This is a genomic window from Paenibacillus yonginensis, from assembly GCF_001685395.1.
Taxonomy (GTDB): Bacteria; Bacillota; Bacilli; order Paenibacillales; family Paenibacillaceae; genus Fontibacillus; species Fontibacillus yonginensis.
This window is the reverse complement of record NZ_CP014167.1, coordinates 3,390,903-3,407,410: the sequence shown is the minus strand read 5'-3', so window position 1 is coordinate 3,407,410 and position 16,508 is coordinate 3,390,903. Positions and strand designations below refer to the sequence as shown.

Here is a 16,508-nt window from a genome sequence, read left to right as displayed (position 1 = left end):
TAGCGTAATTTATGGAATCTCTACGAAAGCTCGTTCAGGATATGGTGGCAGCAGGAACCGGTCAGGCCGGCCTTATTTCGGCCACCCTCAGTCAGCGTCGCAGCAAAGGGGACGGGGCGGACTATACGAAAGTGCAGATCAAGCCTGTTGAGCTGAAAGGCAAGCTGCATTATCAGCTGGCCTATCATTATGCGAACAAAGTGACGCACGATAATCTGCTGCCGGAGCTGCTGGAGGACCGCCTGATGGAGCTGTTTGAAACCACCTTCCGTCAAGGGCTGTTTAATACGGCGGAGGCGGATTACCAGGTGCTGATCAGCAAGAAGTTTAAAGTATCGATCCTCAAGAAACCGGCCACCAAGCAGTCAGCTGTGCTTAGCCATAACCGGAAGAAGCAATACATTCTGGAAGAAGGGACGCCCGTTCCTTTTTTGGTTGAGCTTGGCATAATGAGCCCGGAAGGCCGGGTGTTTGCGAAGCGTTATGATAAGTACAAACAGATCAACCGCTTCCTGGAGATGATTGAGGACGTGGCCGGGGATCTGCCTCAAGGACGTCCCTTGACCATCGTCGACTTCGGCTGCGGGAAATCGTACCTGACCTTCGCTTTGTATCATTATTTGTCGGTCGAGCGCGGGATGGAGCTGAAGGTTGTCGGATTGGATCTGAAAGCCGATGTCATCGAACACTGCAGTTTGCTGGCGAACAAACTCGCATACAACAATTTACGGTTTCTTGTCGGCGACATTGCGGACTATGACGAATTAAACCGCGTCGATATGGTCGTGACGCTTCATGCCTGCGATACAGCGACGGATGCCGCGTTGGAGAAAGCCGTTCGCTGGGGCGCTTCGGTGATTTTGTCCGTACCTTGCTGCCAGCATGAGCTGTTCAGCCAGGTGGATGCGCCGGCGCTTGAGCCGCTGCTGTCGCACGGCATTCTCAAGGAGCGGTTCTCCGCGCTGGCAACCGATGCCATCCGCGCCAAGCTGCTGGATGTTCTCGGCTATAAAACCCAGCTGCTCGAATTTATCGATATGGAGCATACGCCTAAAAATATTATGATCCGCGCCGTCAAAGGCTCGTCCGGTGACACCGCCCGCTTGTGGCGGGAATATACGGCCTTCAGAAGCTTTCTCAGCGCTTCTCCTTACCTGGAGAACGCCTGCCGGGATCTGCTTCCGCAGGGCGAGCAGATTTAGCCTGGGAGAAGGTTAACAGAGCTTTATGATTGCCGCACTGTAAAAAAGCCAACACTGTTAAAGATGGGAAGCCATCTGACGTGTTGGCTTTTTGGTTTGCAATTGGGTGGGTTCATCTGAGCGGATGATCGAGGGCACGGGGAAGAGAGGAGATTGAGAGTGTACGATGAACAGCGGGGGACAAGGGGAAGAGCAAGGACAACCACAAAAGAAAGGGAAAGGGACCGGAAAAGGCGGGAATAAGTGGGCGACGCTGCTCATGGCGGCTGCCTTGACACTTACGGTTATAGGGTCCTGTCTTCAGGTTGGCTTGTATTTCAGCCGTTCGGTGTATTTACCGGCCTCGCTATGGCTGACAGGTGCCGCAGCGGTGTTGCTGCGGCGGAGGGGCTATGTCCGGACACGGGGGGCGGGAGGTACGGCGCCCGCGGTGTCACGGGCGATCCTGGCGGCCGCCGGTCCGGGAGGCGTGGCGCTGCTGTACGCCCTGCGGCTGGGGGCCGGGCCGCTCTCGATGCAGGGCACCGTGGACGCGGTGCTGCGCTGGAGCTGGCTGGCCGTGCTGGCAGCCGCCTTGGCATGGACGGCGGCCCGCCCCGGCGGCCGCCTGCTGCTGCGTGCCGGCTGGGAGCTTGCCGGCATGGTGCTTGCGTACACTGCGCTGGCGGCGGTGTACGGGCTGATCCCGCTGCCGCACGCCGTGCTGCGGACCGCGGACAGCGGCACAGCCGCGTTTGGCGCGCGGCTCGGCGGGCTGCTGCAGTACCCGAACACGTTCGGCGCCGTGATGGGCGCCTTCCTGGTGCTGCAGCTGCTGCGCCTTGCGCGGCTCCCCCAAGCCGCCGCGCCTTGCCGGCGGCTGGCCGCCTCAGCCCAGGCACTGCCCTGCGGGCTGTGCCTGCTGCTGAGCGAATCCCGCGGCGCCTGGCTCGCCGCGGCGGCCGCCTGGACGGCGGCCGTACTGACCGCCCGCGGCCCGGAGCGCGGGCGGCTCATGCTGCGCTCCGGCTGGATCCTTGCCGGAGCGCTCATCCTGTACCGCCGCCTCGCCCAGGCGCAGCTGGCGCCCGCTGCCCTGCCCGGGCTGGCCGAGCTTGCGGCGGTGTGGGCGGCGGCGCTGCTCGTTCTGGCTGCGCCGCCCATGGCCAAACTCAGCGGCTTGGCGGCACGGCCGCTGCTTCACCTCCTGCCGCTGCTCAGCCGGCCGCTGCAGCGCCCCGCGTCCCGCCGCCGCCCGTCCGGGCGAACAGCTGCCGTCCGTCCTTTATTGGCCGGGCTTGCAGCTGGCGCTGTTGTGCTGGCGGCCGCGCTAATCCCTTTAGGAGGGGATGCTGCGCAGGCGGCGCTGCGGACTGGCACTTCGACGTTGAACGCCAGGCTGATAATGTTCCGTGACGCTTTCCGCCTGTTTCGGGAGGCTCCTTGGCTGGGCCAGGGAGGCGATGTGTGGCGGTCGGCTTACCGCAGCGTCCAGAGCGCCCCTTATGCCGGTTCGGTCATGCATAGCGGCCTTCTGGATATGCTGCTGAATCTTGGACTGATCGGGGGAGCGGCCTGGCTGGCCTGGCTGTTTGTACAGGGGTACAGGCTGGCTGCCCGGAGGAGTGAGTGGTTTTGGGCTTACTTGATACTGGCCCTGCATGCCTTAATCGATTTCGATTGGGCTTTCGGAGTATACGGCCTGCTTCTGGTCTGGATTGCCGAAACGGGAATTAGCGCCAGAGGCTCTAGTGACTCCCTCGGATGGGGCAGCTTCAATAGAGCCGCCGGATCACGCCTCGCTGCACTACGCCCAATCCCCGCTGCATTAAGCCGACTTAAAGCCGCCAGGTCTCACGCGGCCATTATAGCCCTGGCCATCTGTTTGCTGGCCGGGGGCTTGTCCGGCTGGCGGCTGATGCTGGCCGACCAGGTTTACCGCCGTGCGGTAACCAGCGGCAGAGAGGCGGCACCGGCAGCGGAGCTTGCGAGGGCGCTGCGGCTGAACCCGCTTCAGCCGCACGTCCGGGCGACGCTGGCCGCCAAGGTTTCGCAGCAGGAAGCTGTCCTGCTGCTGCGCTCGGGGCTGCGCTATAATCCGCGCAGTCCCGAGCTGTACAGCCGGCTGGCCGAAGCAGCCGCCTCCGGCGGTGATCTGCGGACTGCCGCCTGGTGGGCCGAAGCGCTGCGGCTTGACCGGTTTGATCCGGTCAAGCAGACGGAAGCGCTTCGCAGCCTGGCTGCGCTTGCCGACCACAAGCGCAGCCGGGGGGAAGAGGCCGAGGCGGCGCTGGCCGCCAGGGCCGGACTCTTGTTATATCAGCGTTATATGACTCTGGATCAGCTGTTGTCTCACCCTGCAGGCGGCTTCCTGCCTAATGACCGCGGGTTTCATGTGACTCGGGAGGCGCGGGAGACAGCTGGCGTCCTGAAGAGAGAATGGGAGCAGAAGCTGCGGCTTGGAGAAGCTGCAGCTCCTGATTCTCCCAATTCTATTAAGACCCGCAGAACGCCGCCCGAAAAGCCTGCTTCAGCTTCTCCTGATCCACTTCCCACAGCTCGGCGAGTTCCCCGCTGACCGCTTCGTCCCACCAATCCGCCAGCAGCTTGCGGTTGGATTGATTTTCCGCGATCCAGATCAGGTTGCCGATGACTTTTTTATAATAGAGAGCTTCTCCAGCCTCCAGCTTCTCTTCCGGAATATAGAGGTTCATCCGTTTTACCGCCCGGTACAGCTCTTTGCTGCAGCTTCTGCGGATTTTGCGCGGGGTTGGCAGCGAGTTTTGATGTTTTGGTTTTGGACCCTGCAAAGGCATGCCGACCACTCCTTTCTGCTTCCACAGCATATGCGGCTCCGCTTGTATCGGTACCGCCCTTGCAAAGTAGAATGCATGTCCGCTCCTGTGCTAGAATAGACTGGGGATTGACGGAATGTTCTATTGCAGGGCAGGGTCTTGGCGTCCGCCTGTATAGAAGGGATTACAGTTTCGTTTGATCAAGCTAGCTGTACAAAAAAAGAATATTTACGGAGAGTGAGGGCCAACTGTGCTATCGGACATTGTGAGTAATCTTCTGCATTGGATTGAAGGGCTTGGCTATTTCGGCATTATGATCGGTCTAATGGTCGAGGTGATTCCGAGTGAAATCGTATTGGCTTATGCGGGTTATCTGGTTCACCAAGGGGAAATTTCGTTTGTGGGGGCCGTTATTTTCGGAACGATTGGCGCCCTGATCGCCCAGATTTTTCTTTACTGGATCGGCCGGTACGGGGGGAGACCTGTTCTGGACAAGTATGGCAAATACATTTTTATGACGAAAAAACATATTGATGCTTCAGAGGCCTGGTTCCTGAAATACGGCTCGGGCATGGTTTTCTTCGCCCGGTTTGTGCCGGTTGCCAGACAAGCGATTTCCATTCCGGCGGGCCTGGCCAAAATGAAGCTGAGCAAGTTTATCCTGCTGACGACGCTTGCCAGCCTTCCGTGGAGTATTTTGTTCATCTATTTGGGCAAAGTCCTTGGCCAGAATTGGGAGACCATAGACGAGAAGGCCAAGCCTTACCTGATGCCGATTTTACTGGTTGCGCTTGCGCTCCTGATCGTATATGTGCTTGTTAAATGGTTTTATTCCAGCAGAAAGAAAGGGGACTAACCATGAGTCGAAAAAGCAATGTCGCCCACAAGTTTGGCAAAGGGCTGACGCCTGCGCAGTTTATCGAATCAATGACGCAAAATAAGGAAAAATTCGTTCAAGGATATGAACAATTCGTTTGGCCGGCTGAGGAAGACCGCGAATTTTTCGAAAGTCTGAAGTTTCGTGACGATCTTCGCGTGCTGATTGTGGCCGCGGACTGGTGCGGTGACGTGATCCGGAATATTCCTGTCGTCTTCCGGCTGCTTGAAGCTGCCGAGATTCCGACCGAAGTGCTGATCCTTGAGGAGCATCCGGAAGTGATGGACGAGTACATGACGCTGGGCGGCCGCTCTATCCCGATCGTCATCGTGGCCGATACCGGCGGATCTGTGCTTGCTTTCTGGGGACCACGTCCAAAGCATATCCAGGCGATTATGGCCGATTTCAAAGCCACGAATCCGGACCGCGAAGCGCCGGGCTGGCAGGAAGGCATGGACGAAACCCGTCGAAAAATGCTTGAAGCCTACGGGGAAGGCACCGCCATCCATCCTGCGGTTGTGTCGGAAATCCGCGAGCTGCTTTCGGGGGTATGAGCGAATGCTGAAAATTGACTCCTTTGCGCTGGGCGCTCTGCAAACCAATGCTTATCTGCTGCAAGGCGAAGAAGAAGGGAAAGCGGTCATTATTGATCCAGGCGCCAACCCGGCTGCGCTGATTCGCCGGATTGAACATCTGGAGATCGAAGCGATTCTGCTTACGCATGCCCATTTCGACCATATCGGCGGCGTTGATCAAATCCGCAAGCTGAAAGGCTGCCCGGTGTACATACATCCTCTGGAGGCCGACTGGCTGACCTCGCCCAAATTAAACGGTTCTTTGATGTGGCCGGATGTGACGGAGCCCATCGCTACGGAAGCTGCGGAATTTGATTTGGGACACGGGCAGACGCTAACCTTGCTTGGAGAGACGTTTAAGGTCTATCATACGCCGGGACATTCGCCGGGAAGTGTAAGCTTTTTGTGCGGCAAGCATTTGTTCTCGGGGGATGTGCTGTTCCGTGAAGGCGTAGGCCGGACGGATCTGCCCGGAGGACGCGAACGTGATTTGATCGACTCGATTCGCGGCACTTTGTATCGGTTTGAGGATGATGTCAAGGTTTATCCCGGACATGGCCCGCGGACGACCATCGGTTATGAACGCGAGCATAATCCATATGTTCCCGGAATCTAGCCGCATAAATTGACGAATCAGGCAAAAAAGTGGTAGACAGCTCCGCTGTCATTTGCTAGGATAAATATAATTAAATCTTGTTAATATTGCGAAGCACGCAAGCTGTTGGAGATGACTCCCGGTTTGCGTTCTTTTTTTGTTTATAAATGGATTTTTTTGTAAGAAAGGAGGCGGGCATGGAACGATTTTATGAATTTGAAGGTGCGTGGCAGAAGATTTCAGGAAGAAGTGGCGGGAATGAAAGGAAGAAGTGGAGGGACGGTATCCAAAGGAGCGGGAGGGGCAAGATTAGAAAGAGTAATAGCAAGGGAAAGAGCAGCAGTAGTAGAGTGGCAACGAACCGCAGGAACAAAGTCAGCGCCGACAGCAACAGAAGCACGAACAGCAACAGAAGCACTGCCCGTACTTGTCCTCCCCATAATAGCAATAGTAACAGTGACAATTCTAATAACGAGAGGGGGTTCGTCAATATGATCGTTATAAATGGCATGGCAAGCCCTAAGTCTCCGAACCGCATAGCAGGAATGGATAATATCCATGCTACAGATGGCGAATTGGCAAGCAGACCCGAGCTTCTTCGCGAAACGGCCCGATTCTGGAGACATGTGAAGCTGGGCGAAGCGGGCATCAATCAACCTTGGTTCCAGCGTCTCAACGAGCATAAGCGGCGGAGATAAGAGGTCTGTTTGCTGCACAGCTGATTGAATTTACTTTGGATTTGTCATAAACTATGAAAAAGATAGCAGGCTTCCTTGACCTCGGTCTACTATTTTTAGTAGGATATAAATTAATAAAAATAAGTCATATTTCAGGGAGGTAGACGATGCTTCGTTTGGGAGAGAGAATTGTTATCGTCGATGATGCTTTCGAGCAGAATCTTCCTGTTGGGGAATACGGCTACATCATTGCTTATGACCGTAATCCGGATAATGCGTTTGATTACGTTATCCGCTTACCTAGAGCGGGTCGGAATTTTTTTTGTTCCAGCAAGCGACATTGAGTCCGAGGAACAATTGATTAAGCAGGAAGTAGATCGGGTAGAACGCGAAGCGCTTTTGGATTTCGCATTGGCCACTCATAATGAGAAGCTTTTTTTTTCAAATTATGAACGGCGATGCTGAGCAGCCGGAGGCACAAGAACCAACACAGGAAGCGATGTCCACAGCAGATTTTATCAAACAGGTGAATTTGCGGGCTTGGATTTAAGTAAAGGCCGGAGCAGCGGTACATGCCGCTGACCGGCTTTTTTTATGCCGATAGGGCGAAGTGTGGATGGGTGAGCTTGCCCTTTCCCATCCTAATCCCTTGTGCTCTTCTGCTTTACCGGATTGAATTGCGGTTTTTTCTGCAATATAATTTTAAACAGTCTTAAGGTCTGATAGAATGAGTTTATTACGCGCAGAAGGAAAGGGGCGGCCTATATGTCCATTCAGGCTAAAGACGTCCAGCATGTTGCCAAGCTGGCCCGTCTGAATCTGACCAATGAAGAACAAGAGAAGTTTACGGAACAGCTGAACGCGATTTTACAATATGCGGAGAAATTAAATGAATTGGATACGGAAAATGTACCACCGACCACCCACGTGCTGCATCTGAGCAATGTGATGCGCGATGACGTGGTGCAGGAAAGCCTCCCTGCGGAGAAAGTGTTCCGAAATGCGCCGGAGGAAGAAGACGGACAATTCAAGGTGCCAGCGGTACTTGAGTAGCGGCTATCAGATTTTAGAAGCATTTAGGAGGGAAAAGAATTGACGTTATTTGATTTAAGGCTTCAGGAGCTCCATGACCGGCTCCACGGCAAGGAGCTGTCCGTAGCCGATCTGGTTGGGGAGGCTTTCTCCGCGATTAAAGCACGGGACGAGCGTATCCAGGCATACCTCACTTTAAATGAAGAGGGTGCGAGACAAGCCGCAGCCAAGCTGGACGAGAAGCTGGCCAAAGGCGAAGCGCGCGGCTTGTTGTTCGGTTTGCCTGTCGGAATTAAAGACAACATGGTGACCGAAGGTTTGCGTACGACCTGTGCGAGCCAATTCCTAAAAAATTATGACCCGATTTACGACGCCACCGTCGTGTCCAAGCTGAAAGCGGCTGACGCCGTTACGGTGGGCAAGCTCAACATGGACGAGTTCGCTATGGGCGGCTCCAATGAGAACTCCAGCTTTCAGGTGACACGCAATCCGTGGGATTTGACGCGTGTGCCCGGCGGCAGCAGCGGCGGTTCCGCAGCAGCGGTTGCCTCCGGACAAGCCTATTTCACTTTGGGCTCAGATACAGGCGGTTCGATCCGTCAGCCGGCCTCTTATTGCGGGGTAGTGGGTCTTAAACCTACATATGGACGGGTTTCCCGTTACGGCCTGGTCGCGTTTGCGTCCTCTCTGGATCAAATCGGCCCGATCACCAAAAATGTCGAAGACGCTGCCTATGTGCTTCAGGCCATCGCCGGCTACGATGCCAAAGACTCGACGTCTGCCAATGTCGATTTGCCGGATTTCGTAAGTGCGCTCACCGGGGATGTGAAAGGCCTTCGTATTGCCGTGCCAAAGGAATATCTGGACGGCGTAGCTCCGAAGGTTAAAGCCTCCGTTATGGATGCGCTGGCAGCGCTTGAATCCCTCGGCGCAACTTGGGAGGAAGTGTCCCTGCCGCATACGGAATACGCGGTGGCAGCTTATTATTTGCTGGCCTCCTCCGAAGCGTCCTCCAACCTGTCGCGTTTTGACGGGGTGAGATACGGCGTGCGTGCGGACAGCAGCAATTTGCTGGAGCTGTATCACGAGTCCAGAAGCCAGGGCTTTGGTCCGGAAGTGAAACGCCGGATTATGCTCGGAACCTATGCCCTCAGCTCGGGTTACTATGATGCTTATTATCTGAAGGCCCAGAAAGTCCGGACGCTGATCAAGCAGGATTTTGACCAAACATTTGAAAAATTCGACGTCATCATCGGGCCGACAGCTCCGACGACGGCTTTCCCGATCGGCTCCCAAGTGGACGACCCTTTGACAATGTACCTGAACGACATCCTGACGATTCCGGTCAGCCTGGCCGGCGTTCCGGCTATCAGCGTGCCTTGCGGATTTGCGGACGGACTGCCGGTTGGCCTGCAAATCATCGGCAAAGCGTTTGACGAAAGCACTGTGCTGCGCACTGCGCATGCCTTTGAAATTCATACGGAGCACCATAAGCGGCGCCCGTCGCTTTAAGTGAGGTAGGAGGTTCTTATGTCAACATCCAAATATGAAACCGTCATCGGGCTGGAAGTGCACGTGGAGCTGCATACGAAGTCCAAAATCTTCTGCGGCTGCTCTACCGAATTCGGCGCGCCGCCCAACAGTCATACCTGTCCGGTTTGTCTCGGACATCCCGGCGTCCTGCCGGTGCTGAACCGCCAGGCCGTCGATTACGCCATGAAAGCCGCTATGGCGCTTAACTGCGAAATCGGCGACGTCAGCAAATTCGACCGTAAAAACTATTTTTATCCCGATTCGCCGAAAGCCTATCAGATTTCCCAGTTTGACCAGCCGATCGGCCTGAACGGGTATATCGATATTGAAGTGGACGGCAAAACCAAACGCATCGGCATTACCCGCCTGCATTTGGAGGAAGACGCCGGCAAGCTGACTCACGTGGACGGCGGGTACGCTTCCCTGGTCGATTTCAACCGCGTTGGCACGCCGCTTGTTGAGATCGTGTCCGAGCCGGACATCTCTTCGCCGGAGGAAGCCCGCGCTTATCTGGAGAAGCTGCGTGCCATCATGCAGTATTGCGATGTCTCCGATGTGAAGATGGAAGAAGGTTCGCTGCGCTGCGATGCGAACATCAGCCTTCGCCCGCACGGGCAAAAGGAGCTTGGCACCAAAGCCGAGCTGAAAAATATGAACTCCTTCCGCGGCGTACAGCGCGGTCTGGAGTACGAACAGCTTCGCCAGGCCGAAATTCTGGACGAAGGCGGACAAGTTGTGCAGGAGACGCGCCGCTGGGACGAAGCCCAGGGCAAAACGTTGACCATGCGCAGCAAAGAAGAAGCGCACGACTACCGGTATTTCCCGGACCCGGACCTAGTCACGCTGCATATCGATGCCGAGTGGAAAGAGCGGATCCGCGCCTCCATTCCGGAGCTGCCGGATGCGCGAAAAGCCCGCTACACCTCGGAGCTCGGCCTGCCGGACTACGATGCCGCCGTCATTACCTCGTCCAAGCCGCTGGCTGATTTGTTTGAGAGCAGCCTGCAGTACACCTCCGATGCCAAAGCCGTATCGAACTGGATCATGGGGGATCTGCTCGGCTACCTGAACAGCAACAGCCTTGAACTGGCCGACGTCAAGCTGACCGGCCAAGGTCTTGGCGAAATGATCGGCCTGATCGAGAAAGGCACGATCAGCTCCAAGATCGCCAAGACGGTCTTCAAGGAAATGCTGCAGAGCGGCAAGCTGCCGCAGCAGATCGTCGAGGAGCAGGGACTGGTGCAGATCAGCGACGAAGGCGCTATTTTGGCAATCGTTCAAGAGGTCATTGCCGATAATCCGGCTTCGGTGGCCGATTATAAGGCAGGCAAAGAGAAAGCGATCGGCTTCCTGGTCGGCCAGGTCATGAAACGAAGCAAAGGCAAAGCCAACCCTGGCCTGGCGAACAAGCTGCTGGTCGAGGCGCTGAAAGAGGCATAAGCCTGAAATTGAGCTTGTGAATGACCACAGCCATATGAAAAAGGGCATCTAAGCAGCGTATGAATGTCAGGTGTTTCTGCCCGGCAGCTTCCAAGTGTCTCCGCACCAGCGGGGGCACTTTTTTATTCGCGCTTATAAGTTTCTAAGCCCCGGCATTCCACACTTCTTCCGGGTCATGTCCCAGTCCGCTCCTGCGGCGCTCGCTTTGCGGGGAGATTGGACAGGAGGGCCTTTTTCCAGCAGCTGGAGAACTTACAAAATCCTTTTCATGTTCCTGAACCTTAAACAGCGGTATAATGTCATATTGTGATTTTATAAATTTTTTCTGTGTAGAATGGGGGCACCTGAGGTGGCTATGAGCAAGTGGCAGTTATTTCTTAAAGCTACCCGGTTTTACTCTCTCCCGGTGATGCTGGTCCCGGTTGTGTTGGGAACGGCGGCAGCTTATGTGTGGGAGCAGGAGTTTCATCCGGTTTTATTTATTCTGGCTTTTTTGGGGGCAGGAGCGGCGCATCTCTTTTCCAATATGATTAACGATCTGTGGGATTATCGGAATGGGACGGATACAGCAGCCCAGGAGAATTCCGATTTGGTTTCCACCCATTCAGGGCTGCTGACAGGCGGCATTGTATCGGAAAAAGCTTTCGCGACGCTTACCTGGCTGTTCCTCGCTTTCGCCGTGGTCTGCGGCGTATTGCTTTGCGTGTTCAGCGGCTGGGAACTGCTGTATTTCGTAGTAGTTGGAGCGCTCATCGCTTATTTCTATGTGGCGCCGCCGCTGCGGTTCGGCTATCGGGGCATGGGTTACAGTGAAGTGGCGATCCTGTTTGCATTCGGTATTATGCCGGTAACCGGCTCCTATTTTGTGCAGACCGGAGAATTCAGCCTGCGTTCCGTTTTATTGTCTTTACCCGTTGGAATTTTGACGACGCTGCTTTTGTTTAACCATCATTTCCTGCATTGGCAGAGTGATAAACAGGTGGGGAAACGAACTCTGGTAGTCGTGTGGGGAGAGCGAAAGGCGCTTGTACTGTCGCGTATCATGACGGTGCTCGCTTATGTGCTGCTGCTGGTGTGTATTTTTGCCGGAATACTGCCGTTCTATGCGGTATTGGCTCTATTGTCTGTGCTGCCGCTGTACCGGGTATATCGGGGTCTTCAGGCCCAAAATCCTTCCCCAGCTTATTTGCCTCTTATGGGCGCATCGCTTAAAGCTTCCATGTGGTGCGGTATCATCATGTCGGCAGCTTTGATCCTGGATAGTTTGATTTAGTTCAAGAACCTCCATATTTCCCTTGCGGATTTGGGAGGTTTCTTTTATTGGCATTGCAAAATCGGGTATTATAACCTTATGGCAAGGCCAGACATAGGAGTTGAGTTCAACATGGTAGACGACATTCTCCCGGAGGACGGGAGCAGACATAGAGAGGATGCGGAAGAGAAGGATGGAAGTGATGGAAGCTCCAGGAGCAGCGGCTTTAAACCGCGAAGACGGAAGCTTAAGCTGATTTCCGTGCTGCTTACAGCTCTTTTTCCCGGATTGGGTCATCTTTATTTAAGAGAGCTGGGTAAAGGTATAGCGCTCATTTATTTTGTGCTTATTGATGCAGCTTCGCTTGTTTATTTCTCATCCGTAAGGATGCATATTAATGTTCCGCTGCTGGTTCTTCTTGCCCTTTTGATACCTGTTATTTATTTCTATAGCATTTATGATGTGCTGCAGTCGACGGATTATTGGAACGCCCGGCGCAGCGGGATTGCAAGAACACAACGGACGCCTGTGCAGAATTTATGGCGGGGGCTTGGTTTGGGAGCGCAGCTGATCGGTGGCGGCTTGATTCTGTTTCTGCTGCGGCAGCAGCCGGCATGGCTCAGCAGCTTTATCCGGGATTATGCCGGCTATACGGTCGCTGTCATTTTCCTTGCTGCCGCAGCCCTGCTGACCGCGGGGGAAAGCCGGCGCAAATTCAAGCGGACGGGTCGGTTGACGGCAGCGTTGCTTGCGGCAGGAGTTGCCGTGCTGCTTATTCTGGATCTTCGCTTGAACCGGGATGCCATGCTGCTGCTGCTTCGGTGGTGGCCGGTTCTGCTGATCCTCCTTGGCGTTGAAGCTATTATCAATATCCTGCGGGTTCGCAGGAAACGAAATGGGACCGGCATAGGCCGCGTTCGCTTTGATTTAAAAGGCATGCTGCTGACTCTGATCGCATCGGCCTCTGTATTTGCGATAACCCAACAGGACCATTATGTGCAGCTGTGGAAGAAGGTCAGTCTGGATCTGACGGCAGCCAGTATGGAGTTTAGCGAGGAGACAGGTTACGCGGTAACCAAACCGCCTCTTGAAATTTCGCTGCCATCGGAAACACGCAAGCTGTCTGTTGACGGCATAAACGGCAATATTACAATCAGCAGGGAAGCTGTTTTTCATGTTCAAGTCCAATATAAAGTATACGTGGACAGCGGGAATCTGCAGGAGGCTGCCAGTATAGCGGATCAGACCGAAGTGCAAGTAGCGCCTGGGGGGACGCTGGGACTTAAGGTGAGAGATGCCAGCTACGGGCCGTCCGGCAAACGCCATCCGAAAGTCAACATGAACATTGTAATTCCGTTTAATCGCAGCTTAACGCTAAACGTGACAACGACCAACGGCAATCTGCTGGTTAAGAATCTGGCCGCTGACGATGTTGTTCTGGAGACTGGGAACGGCAAAATCGATCTCATCAACCTGCTCGGCAACTTTAAGGCATCTACGTTGAATGGAGACGTTCATGTTTCCGGATTCCAGGGGAACCTTGCGGCGAGTTCCCAGGGCGGGAACTTGTCGGCAGATCATGTGCAGGGCCATTTGAAGCTCTCGGCGCTGGTTGGCGATATTGCGGTGATGAATACGACAGGAGACATTGACGTCAATACCAAAAACGGGAATCTGGACATCGAAGAGGTCCCCAAAACGCTGAATGCTCAAACCTTAAACGGCATGGTCCAAGTGAAGTCCAATGTTGTCGGCGGGGATTGGGACGTGTACAGCGCGGTAGGTGAACTGCGCATCACGCTGCCTGAACAGGCTGACTACACCCTAGAAGCTTCGAGCGGATATGGAGGCATCGAAACCAATTTGCCGTTCCCGGTTGAGAACAAAACGATTAAAGGCGTGTGGGGCACCGGCGAATACAAAGTGAATCTGGACGGCAACAGCAATGTGTTCATTTATAAGGAATCCATTAACGCTTTGGACCCGCAGCCGACTAAAAATTGACTTCTCTTTTTCAGGAGGGAGAGCCTCCCTATGCGTTGACAAAAGATTTAACAGAAACGTACAATAAAATTAATCCGATTTTTACTTTGTAAACTTTTTGAAAAAAGGCGGTGGACATCATGTCTACAAAGGTGCATCATGCCCTGGAGCAGCTGAAAACAAACGGTGTCCGCATCACGCCGCAGCGCCACGCAATACTTTCTTTCTTAATGGAGTCGATGGAGCATCCAACGGCTGATGAGATATATCGCGCGTTAGCACCGAGGTTTCCCAACATGAGCGTTGCTACTGTATACAACAATCTTAAAGTTTTTATTGAAGCCAACATGGTACGCGAACTCACCTATGGCGACAGTTCGAGTCGGTTTGACGCGGACGTTTCCGACCATTATCATGTAGTTTGTCAGCAGTGCGGCAAAATTAAAGATTTTATGTATCCTTCTCTGCATGAAGTGGAGGAGGCTGCTGAGCGGGCGACCGGGTTTAAGGTATACGGCCATCGGCTTGAGTTGTATGGCGTTTGCCAGGAATGCCTGGCCCAATAAGCAAGGGCGTAACCTTCTATATTGAATTTTAAACAAGGACGTGCGGAATTCCCGGTAGGAGTTCTTCACGTCTTTCCTTTTTTACAGGGTGAAAAACGTAGGGTCATTCTAGTAATGAAATGAACTAGTCTATAAATTTTAAATTTACGCATTCCTGTAACATAACCCGAATAAACTATTAGTAGAGTTGTTTCTTTTGGAAGAGTCGCTCTAGTTTGCTAGGATGTTTAACGTCGATACGGAGGTTGTAATACAAGATGAGCCGCAAAAGCAAATGGGGAAGACGTAGTAGGAAACCGTGGCGCAAGCTGGGGTTATCGGTCATTTTTCTGTTATCAGCGTTTATAGTCTATCGAATTTTTGTCCCTAGTTATACACATCTGACCCCCGAATGGAAGGGAATGGACAAGCCGATCTTCTTTGCCGATGAGGTTGAGAAATACTCCGCGGCTGGCACCGGGGCTTCATTAAGCCTTCCTTTACCGGTCATTCAGGCTAAAATGGATAGGGCTGTCCGTTATGAGAAAGAAACGGAATCGGTCATAATGGCAACGGACGACAAGCTGGTGCGCGTGCGTGTCGGCAACACACAAGCCTCCTTGAACAACGCGGCTTTGAAGCTTAAAACGGCACCCTCTAAGCAGGGCGAAGTCGTTTATGTGCCCGTGGATTTGCTTGAACAGATATATGGAATCCAGGTGGAGGAGGACAAATCTTCAGGAGCTGTTCGGGTGTTTATGCCGGGAGAAAGCATGCAGCATGCCATAGCGAAGCCGGATAAGAGGGGGAAAACCTCCCCGCTTCGGTTGGGAGCCTCCATTCACTCGCCGATCGTAGCCGATGTGCCTCCGGAAGCTCATTTGCGAATTCTGAACCGCGAGGGCGATTGGTATTATGCCCAGATGGACAGCGGGGAGACGGGCTTCATTCGTACGAAGCTGGTAACGCCGGGGGAGAAAGAGGCTGTTCCGAAACAACAGCCGAAGATGCTTCCAGCCGTTCAAGCCTGGCAGAACAAACGAATCAATATGACTTGGGAAGCGGTGTATCAGGTGCCGGCCAATCCAAAGAATGTAGGGAGCCTCCCGGGGATCAACGTGGTCAGTCCAACCTGGTTTGAACTGGCGGATGCGAAAGGCAACGTCAAGAGCAAGGGCGACGCCAACTATGTGAAATCGGCCCACAGCGAGGGCATGCAGGTATGGGGAGTATACAGCAACAGCTTTAGTCCCGACCTGACGACCCCTGCGTTTGCTACGTTTGAAACCCGAACAAGAGCTATCAAGCAGCTTCTGGGTTATGCCAAGCAGCTGGACCTGGACGGCATCAATATTGATTTTGAAAATGTAAAAACAACAGACGGCGATAACATCACGCAGTTCATGAGGGAGTTAAGACCTTTGGCCCGCGCTCAGGGGCTTGTTGTTTCCATGGATGTTACGCCGAAGTCGGATAGCGAGCTTTGGTCGAAGTTTCTGGACCGGCGGGCTTTAAGCGAAGTAATCGATTATATGGCGCTTATGGCTTATGACGAGCACTGGGCGGCGAGTCCCGTAGCGGGCTCGGTTGCTTCTCTCCCTTGGACAGAAGCGGCTTTGAACAAGATTTTGACCGAGGATGCCGTGCCGCCTTCCAAACTGATTCTGGGGGTGCCGCTCTATACGCGCGTTTGGACCGAGACTGCCAAAGAAGGGGAGACCAAGGTAAGCTCCAAAGCGATCGGGATGAGCAAGGCGCAGAGCATTATTCAGCAATACGGACTGAAGCCTGAGAAGGCTGACGATACTGGACAGAACTTCGTTCAGTACAAAGAGGATGGCGCCGTCAAAAAAATATGGCTGGAAGACAAGGATTCCCTGTCTCAGCGTGTAGCACTTGTGAAGAACCTGCATTTGGCCGGAATTGCTTCCTGGACCAGAAGCTTCGGGTCTACTGAAGCATGGACCGTTCTTGGACAAGTCAACGGAGATTAATCGTTCAGCTTATCATTTAGTGAAAGTTC

At 54.0% G+C, this 16,508-nt stretch carries 15 protein-coding genes and 1 pseudogene; 15 read left to right on the top strand and 1 reads right to left on the bottom strand.

The window, feature by feature from the left end; translation table 11 throughout:
• The first annotated feature begins 11 nt into the window (after window positions 1–11).
• Window positions 12–1,202 carry a class I SAM-dependent methyltransferase gene (locus tag AWM70_RS15445; protein WP_068697873.1) on the top strand — a complete coding sequence of 397 codons (1,191 nt, stop codon included), beginning with the start codon at window positions 12–14 and terminating at the stop codon, window positions 1,200–1,202.
• A 166-nt stretch (window positions 1,203–1,368) separates the two neighbouring features.
• Window positions 1,369–3,759 carry an O-antigen ligase family protein gene (locus AWM70_RS15440; protein ID WP_068697872.1) on the top strand — a complete coding sequence of 797 codons (2,391 nt, stop codon included), beginning with the start codon at window positions 1,369–1,371 and terminating at the stop codon, window positions 3,757–3,759.
• Here the strand turns inward: AWM70_RS15440 and AWM70_RS15435 are convergent.
• Window positions 3,677–3,997, bottom strand: coding sequence for a dehydrogenase (locus AWM70_RS15435; RefSeq protein ID WP_068700733.1), 321 nt, complete (start codon window positions 3,995–3,997; stop codon window positions 3,677–3,679). The genes AWM70_RS15440 and AWM70_RS15435 overlap by 83 nt on opposite strands.
• 292 nt (window positions 3,998–4,289) lie before the next feature.
• On the opposite strand from AWM70_RS15435, the gene uptA reads away from it, so the two are divergent.
• From uptA to AWM70_RS15375, 13 genes and pseudogenes are all read left to right on the top strand, one after another.
• Entirely contained in the window at window positions 4,290–4,832 is a 543-nt protein-coding gene (uptA, locus tag AWM70_RS15430) for an undecaprenyl phosphate transporter UptA (protein WP_083180564.1), read from the top strand.
• Between the two features lie 2 nt (window positions 4,833–4,834).
• On the top strand, window positions 4,835–5,407 hold the full coding sequence (locus AWM70_RS15425; RefSeq protein WP_068697868.1) for a thioredoxin family protein: 573 nt from the start codon (window positions 4,835–4,837) through the stop codon (window positions 5,405–5,407).
• 4 nt (window positions 5,408–5,411) lie between these two features.
• Complete coding sequence (locus AWM70_RS15420; RefSeq protein ID WP_068697866.1) at window positions 5,412–6,044, top strand: MBL fold metallo-hydrolase; 633 nt, start codon at window positions 5,412–5,414, stop codon at window positions 6,042–6,044.
• 189 nt (window positions 6,045–6,233) lie between these two features.
• Window positions 6,234–6,518, top strand: a complete 285-nt coding sequence (locus AWM70_RS23505) for a hypothetical protein (protein ID WP_169823457.1) — start codon at window positions 6,234–6,236, stop codon at window positions 6,516–6,518.
• Window positions 6,515–6,721, top strand: coding sequence for a hypothetical protein (locus AWM70_RS23295; RefSeq protein ID WP_151208764.1), 207 nt, complete (start codon window positions 6,515–6,517; stop codon window positions 6,719–6,721). Before AWM70_RS23505 ends, AWM70_RS23295 begins: the two co-directional genes overlap by 4 nt.
• Window positions 6,722–6,867: 146 nt before the next feature.
• Window positions 6,868–7,250 (top strand): annotated as a pseudogene (locus AWM70_RS15410) (ATPase).
• Between the two features lie 215 nt (window positions 7,251–7,465).
• Window positions 7,466–7,753, top strand: a complete 288-nt coding sequence (gene gatC, locus AWM70_RS15405) for an Asp-tRNA(Asn)/Glu-tRNA(Gln) amidotransferase subunit GatC (RefSeq protein ID WP_068697862.1) — start codon at window positions 7,466–7,468, stop codon at window positions 7,751–7,753.
• A gap of 39 nt (window positions 7,754–7,792) precedes the next feature.
• On the top strand, window positions 7,793–9,244 hold the full coding sequence (gene gatA / locus AWM70_RS15400; RefSeq protein WP_068697860.1) for an Asp-tRNA(Asn)/Glu-tRNA(Gln) amidotransferase subunit GatA: 1,452 nt from the start codon (window positions 7,793–7,795) through the stop codon (window positions 9,242–9,244).
• 18 nt (window positions 9,245–9,262) lie between these two features.
• Window positions 9,263–10,705 (top strand): Asp-tRNA(Asn)/Glu-tRNA(Gln) amidotransferase subunit GatB, encoded by a 1,443-nt coding sequence (gatB, locus tag AWM70_RS15395; protein WP_068697858.1) that lies wholly within the window; start codon window positions 9,263–9,265, stop codon window positions 10,703–10,705.
• Between the two features lie 355 nt (window positions 10,706–11,060).
• Window positions 11,061–11,978, top strand: a complete 918-nt coding sequence (locus AWM70_RS15390) for a prenyltransferase (RefSeq protein ID WP_068700729.1) — start codon at window positions 11,061–11,063, stop codon at window positions 11,976–11,978.
• Window positions 11,979–12,089: 111 nt separating this feature from the next.
• The gene (locus tag AWM70_RS15385; RefSeq protein ID WP_169823456.1) at window positions 12,090–13,961 is read left to right on the top strand and encodes a DUF4097 family beta strand repeat-containing protein; all 1,872 of its coding nucleotides are present in this window, start codon (window positions 12,090–12,092) and stop codon (window positions 13,959–13,961) included.
• Window positions 13,962–14,080: 119 nt separating this feature from the next.
• Entirely contained in the window at window positions 14,081–14,506 is a 426-nt protein-coding gene (gene perR, locus AWM70_RS15380) for a peroxide-responsive transcriptional repressor PerR (RefSeq protein WP_068697856.1), read from the top strand.
• A gap of 257 nt (window positions 14,507–14,763) precedes the next feature.
• A complete protein-coding gene (locus AWM70_RS15375) occupies window positions 14,764–16,479 on the top strand; it encodes a glycosyl hydrolase family 18 protein (RefSeq protein ID WP_068697854.1) in 1,716 nt (571 codons plus the stop codon).
• Window positions 16,480–16,508 lie beyond the last annotated feature (29 nt).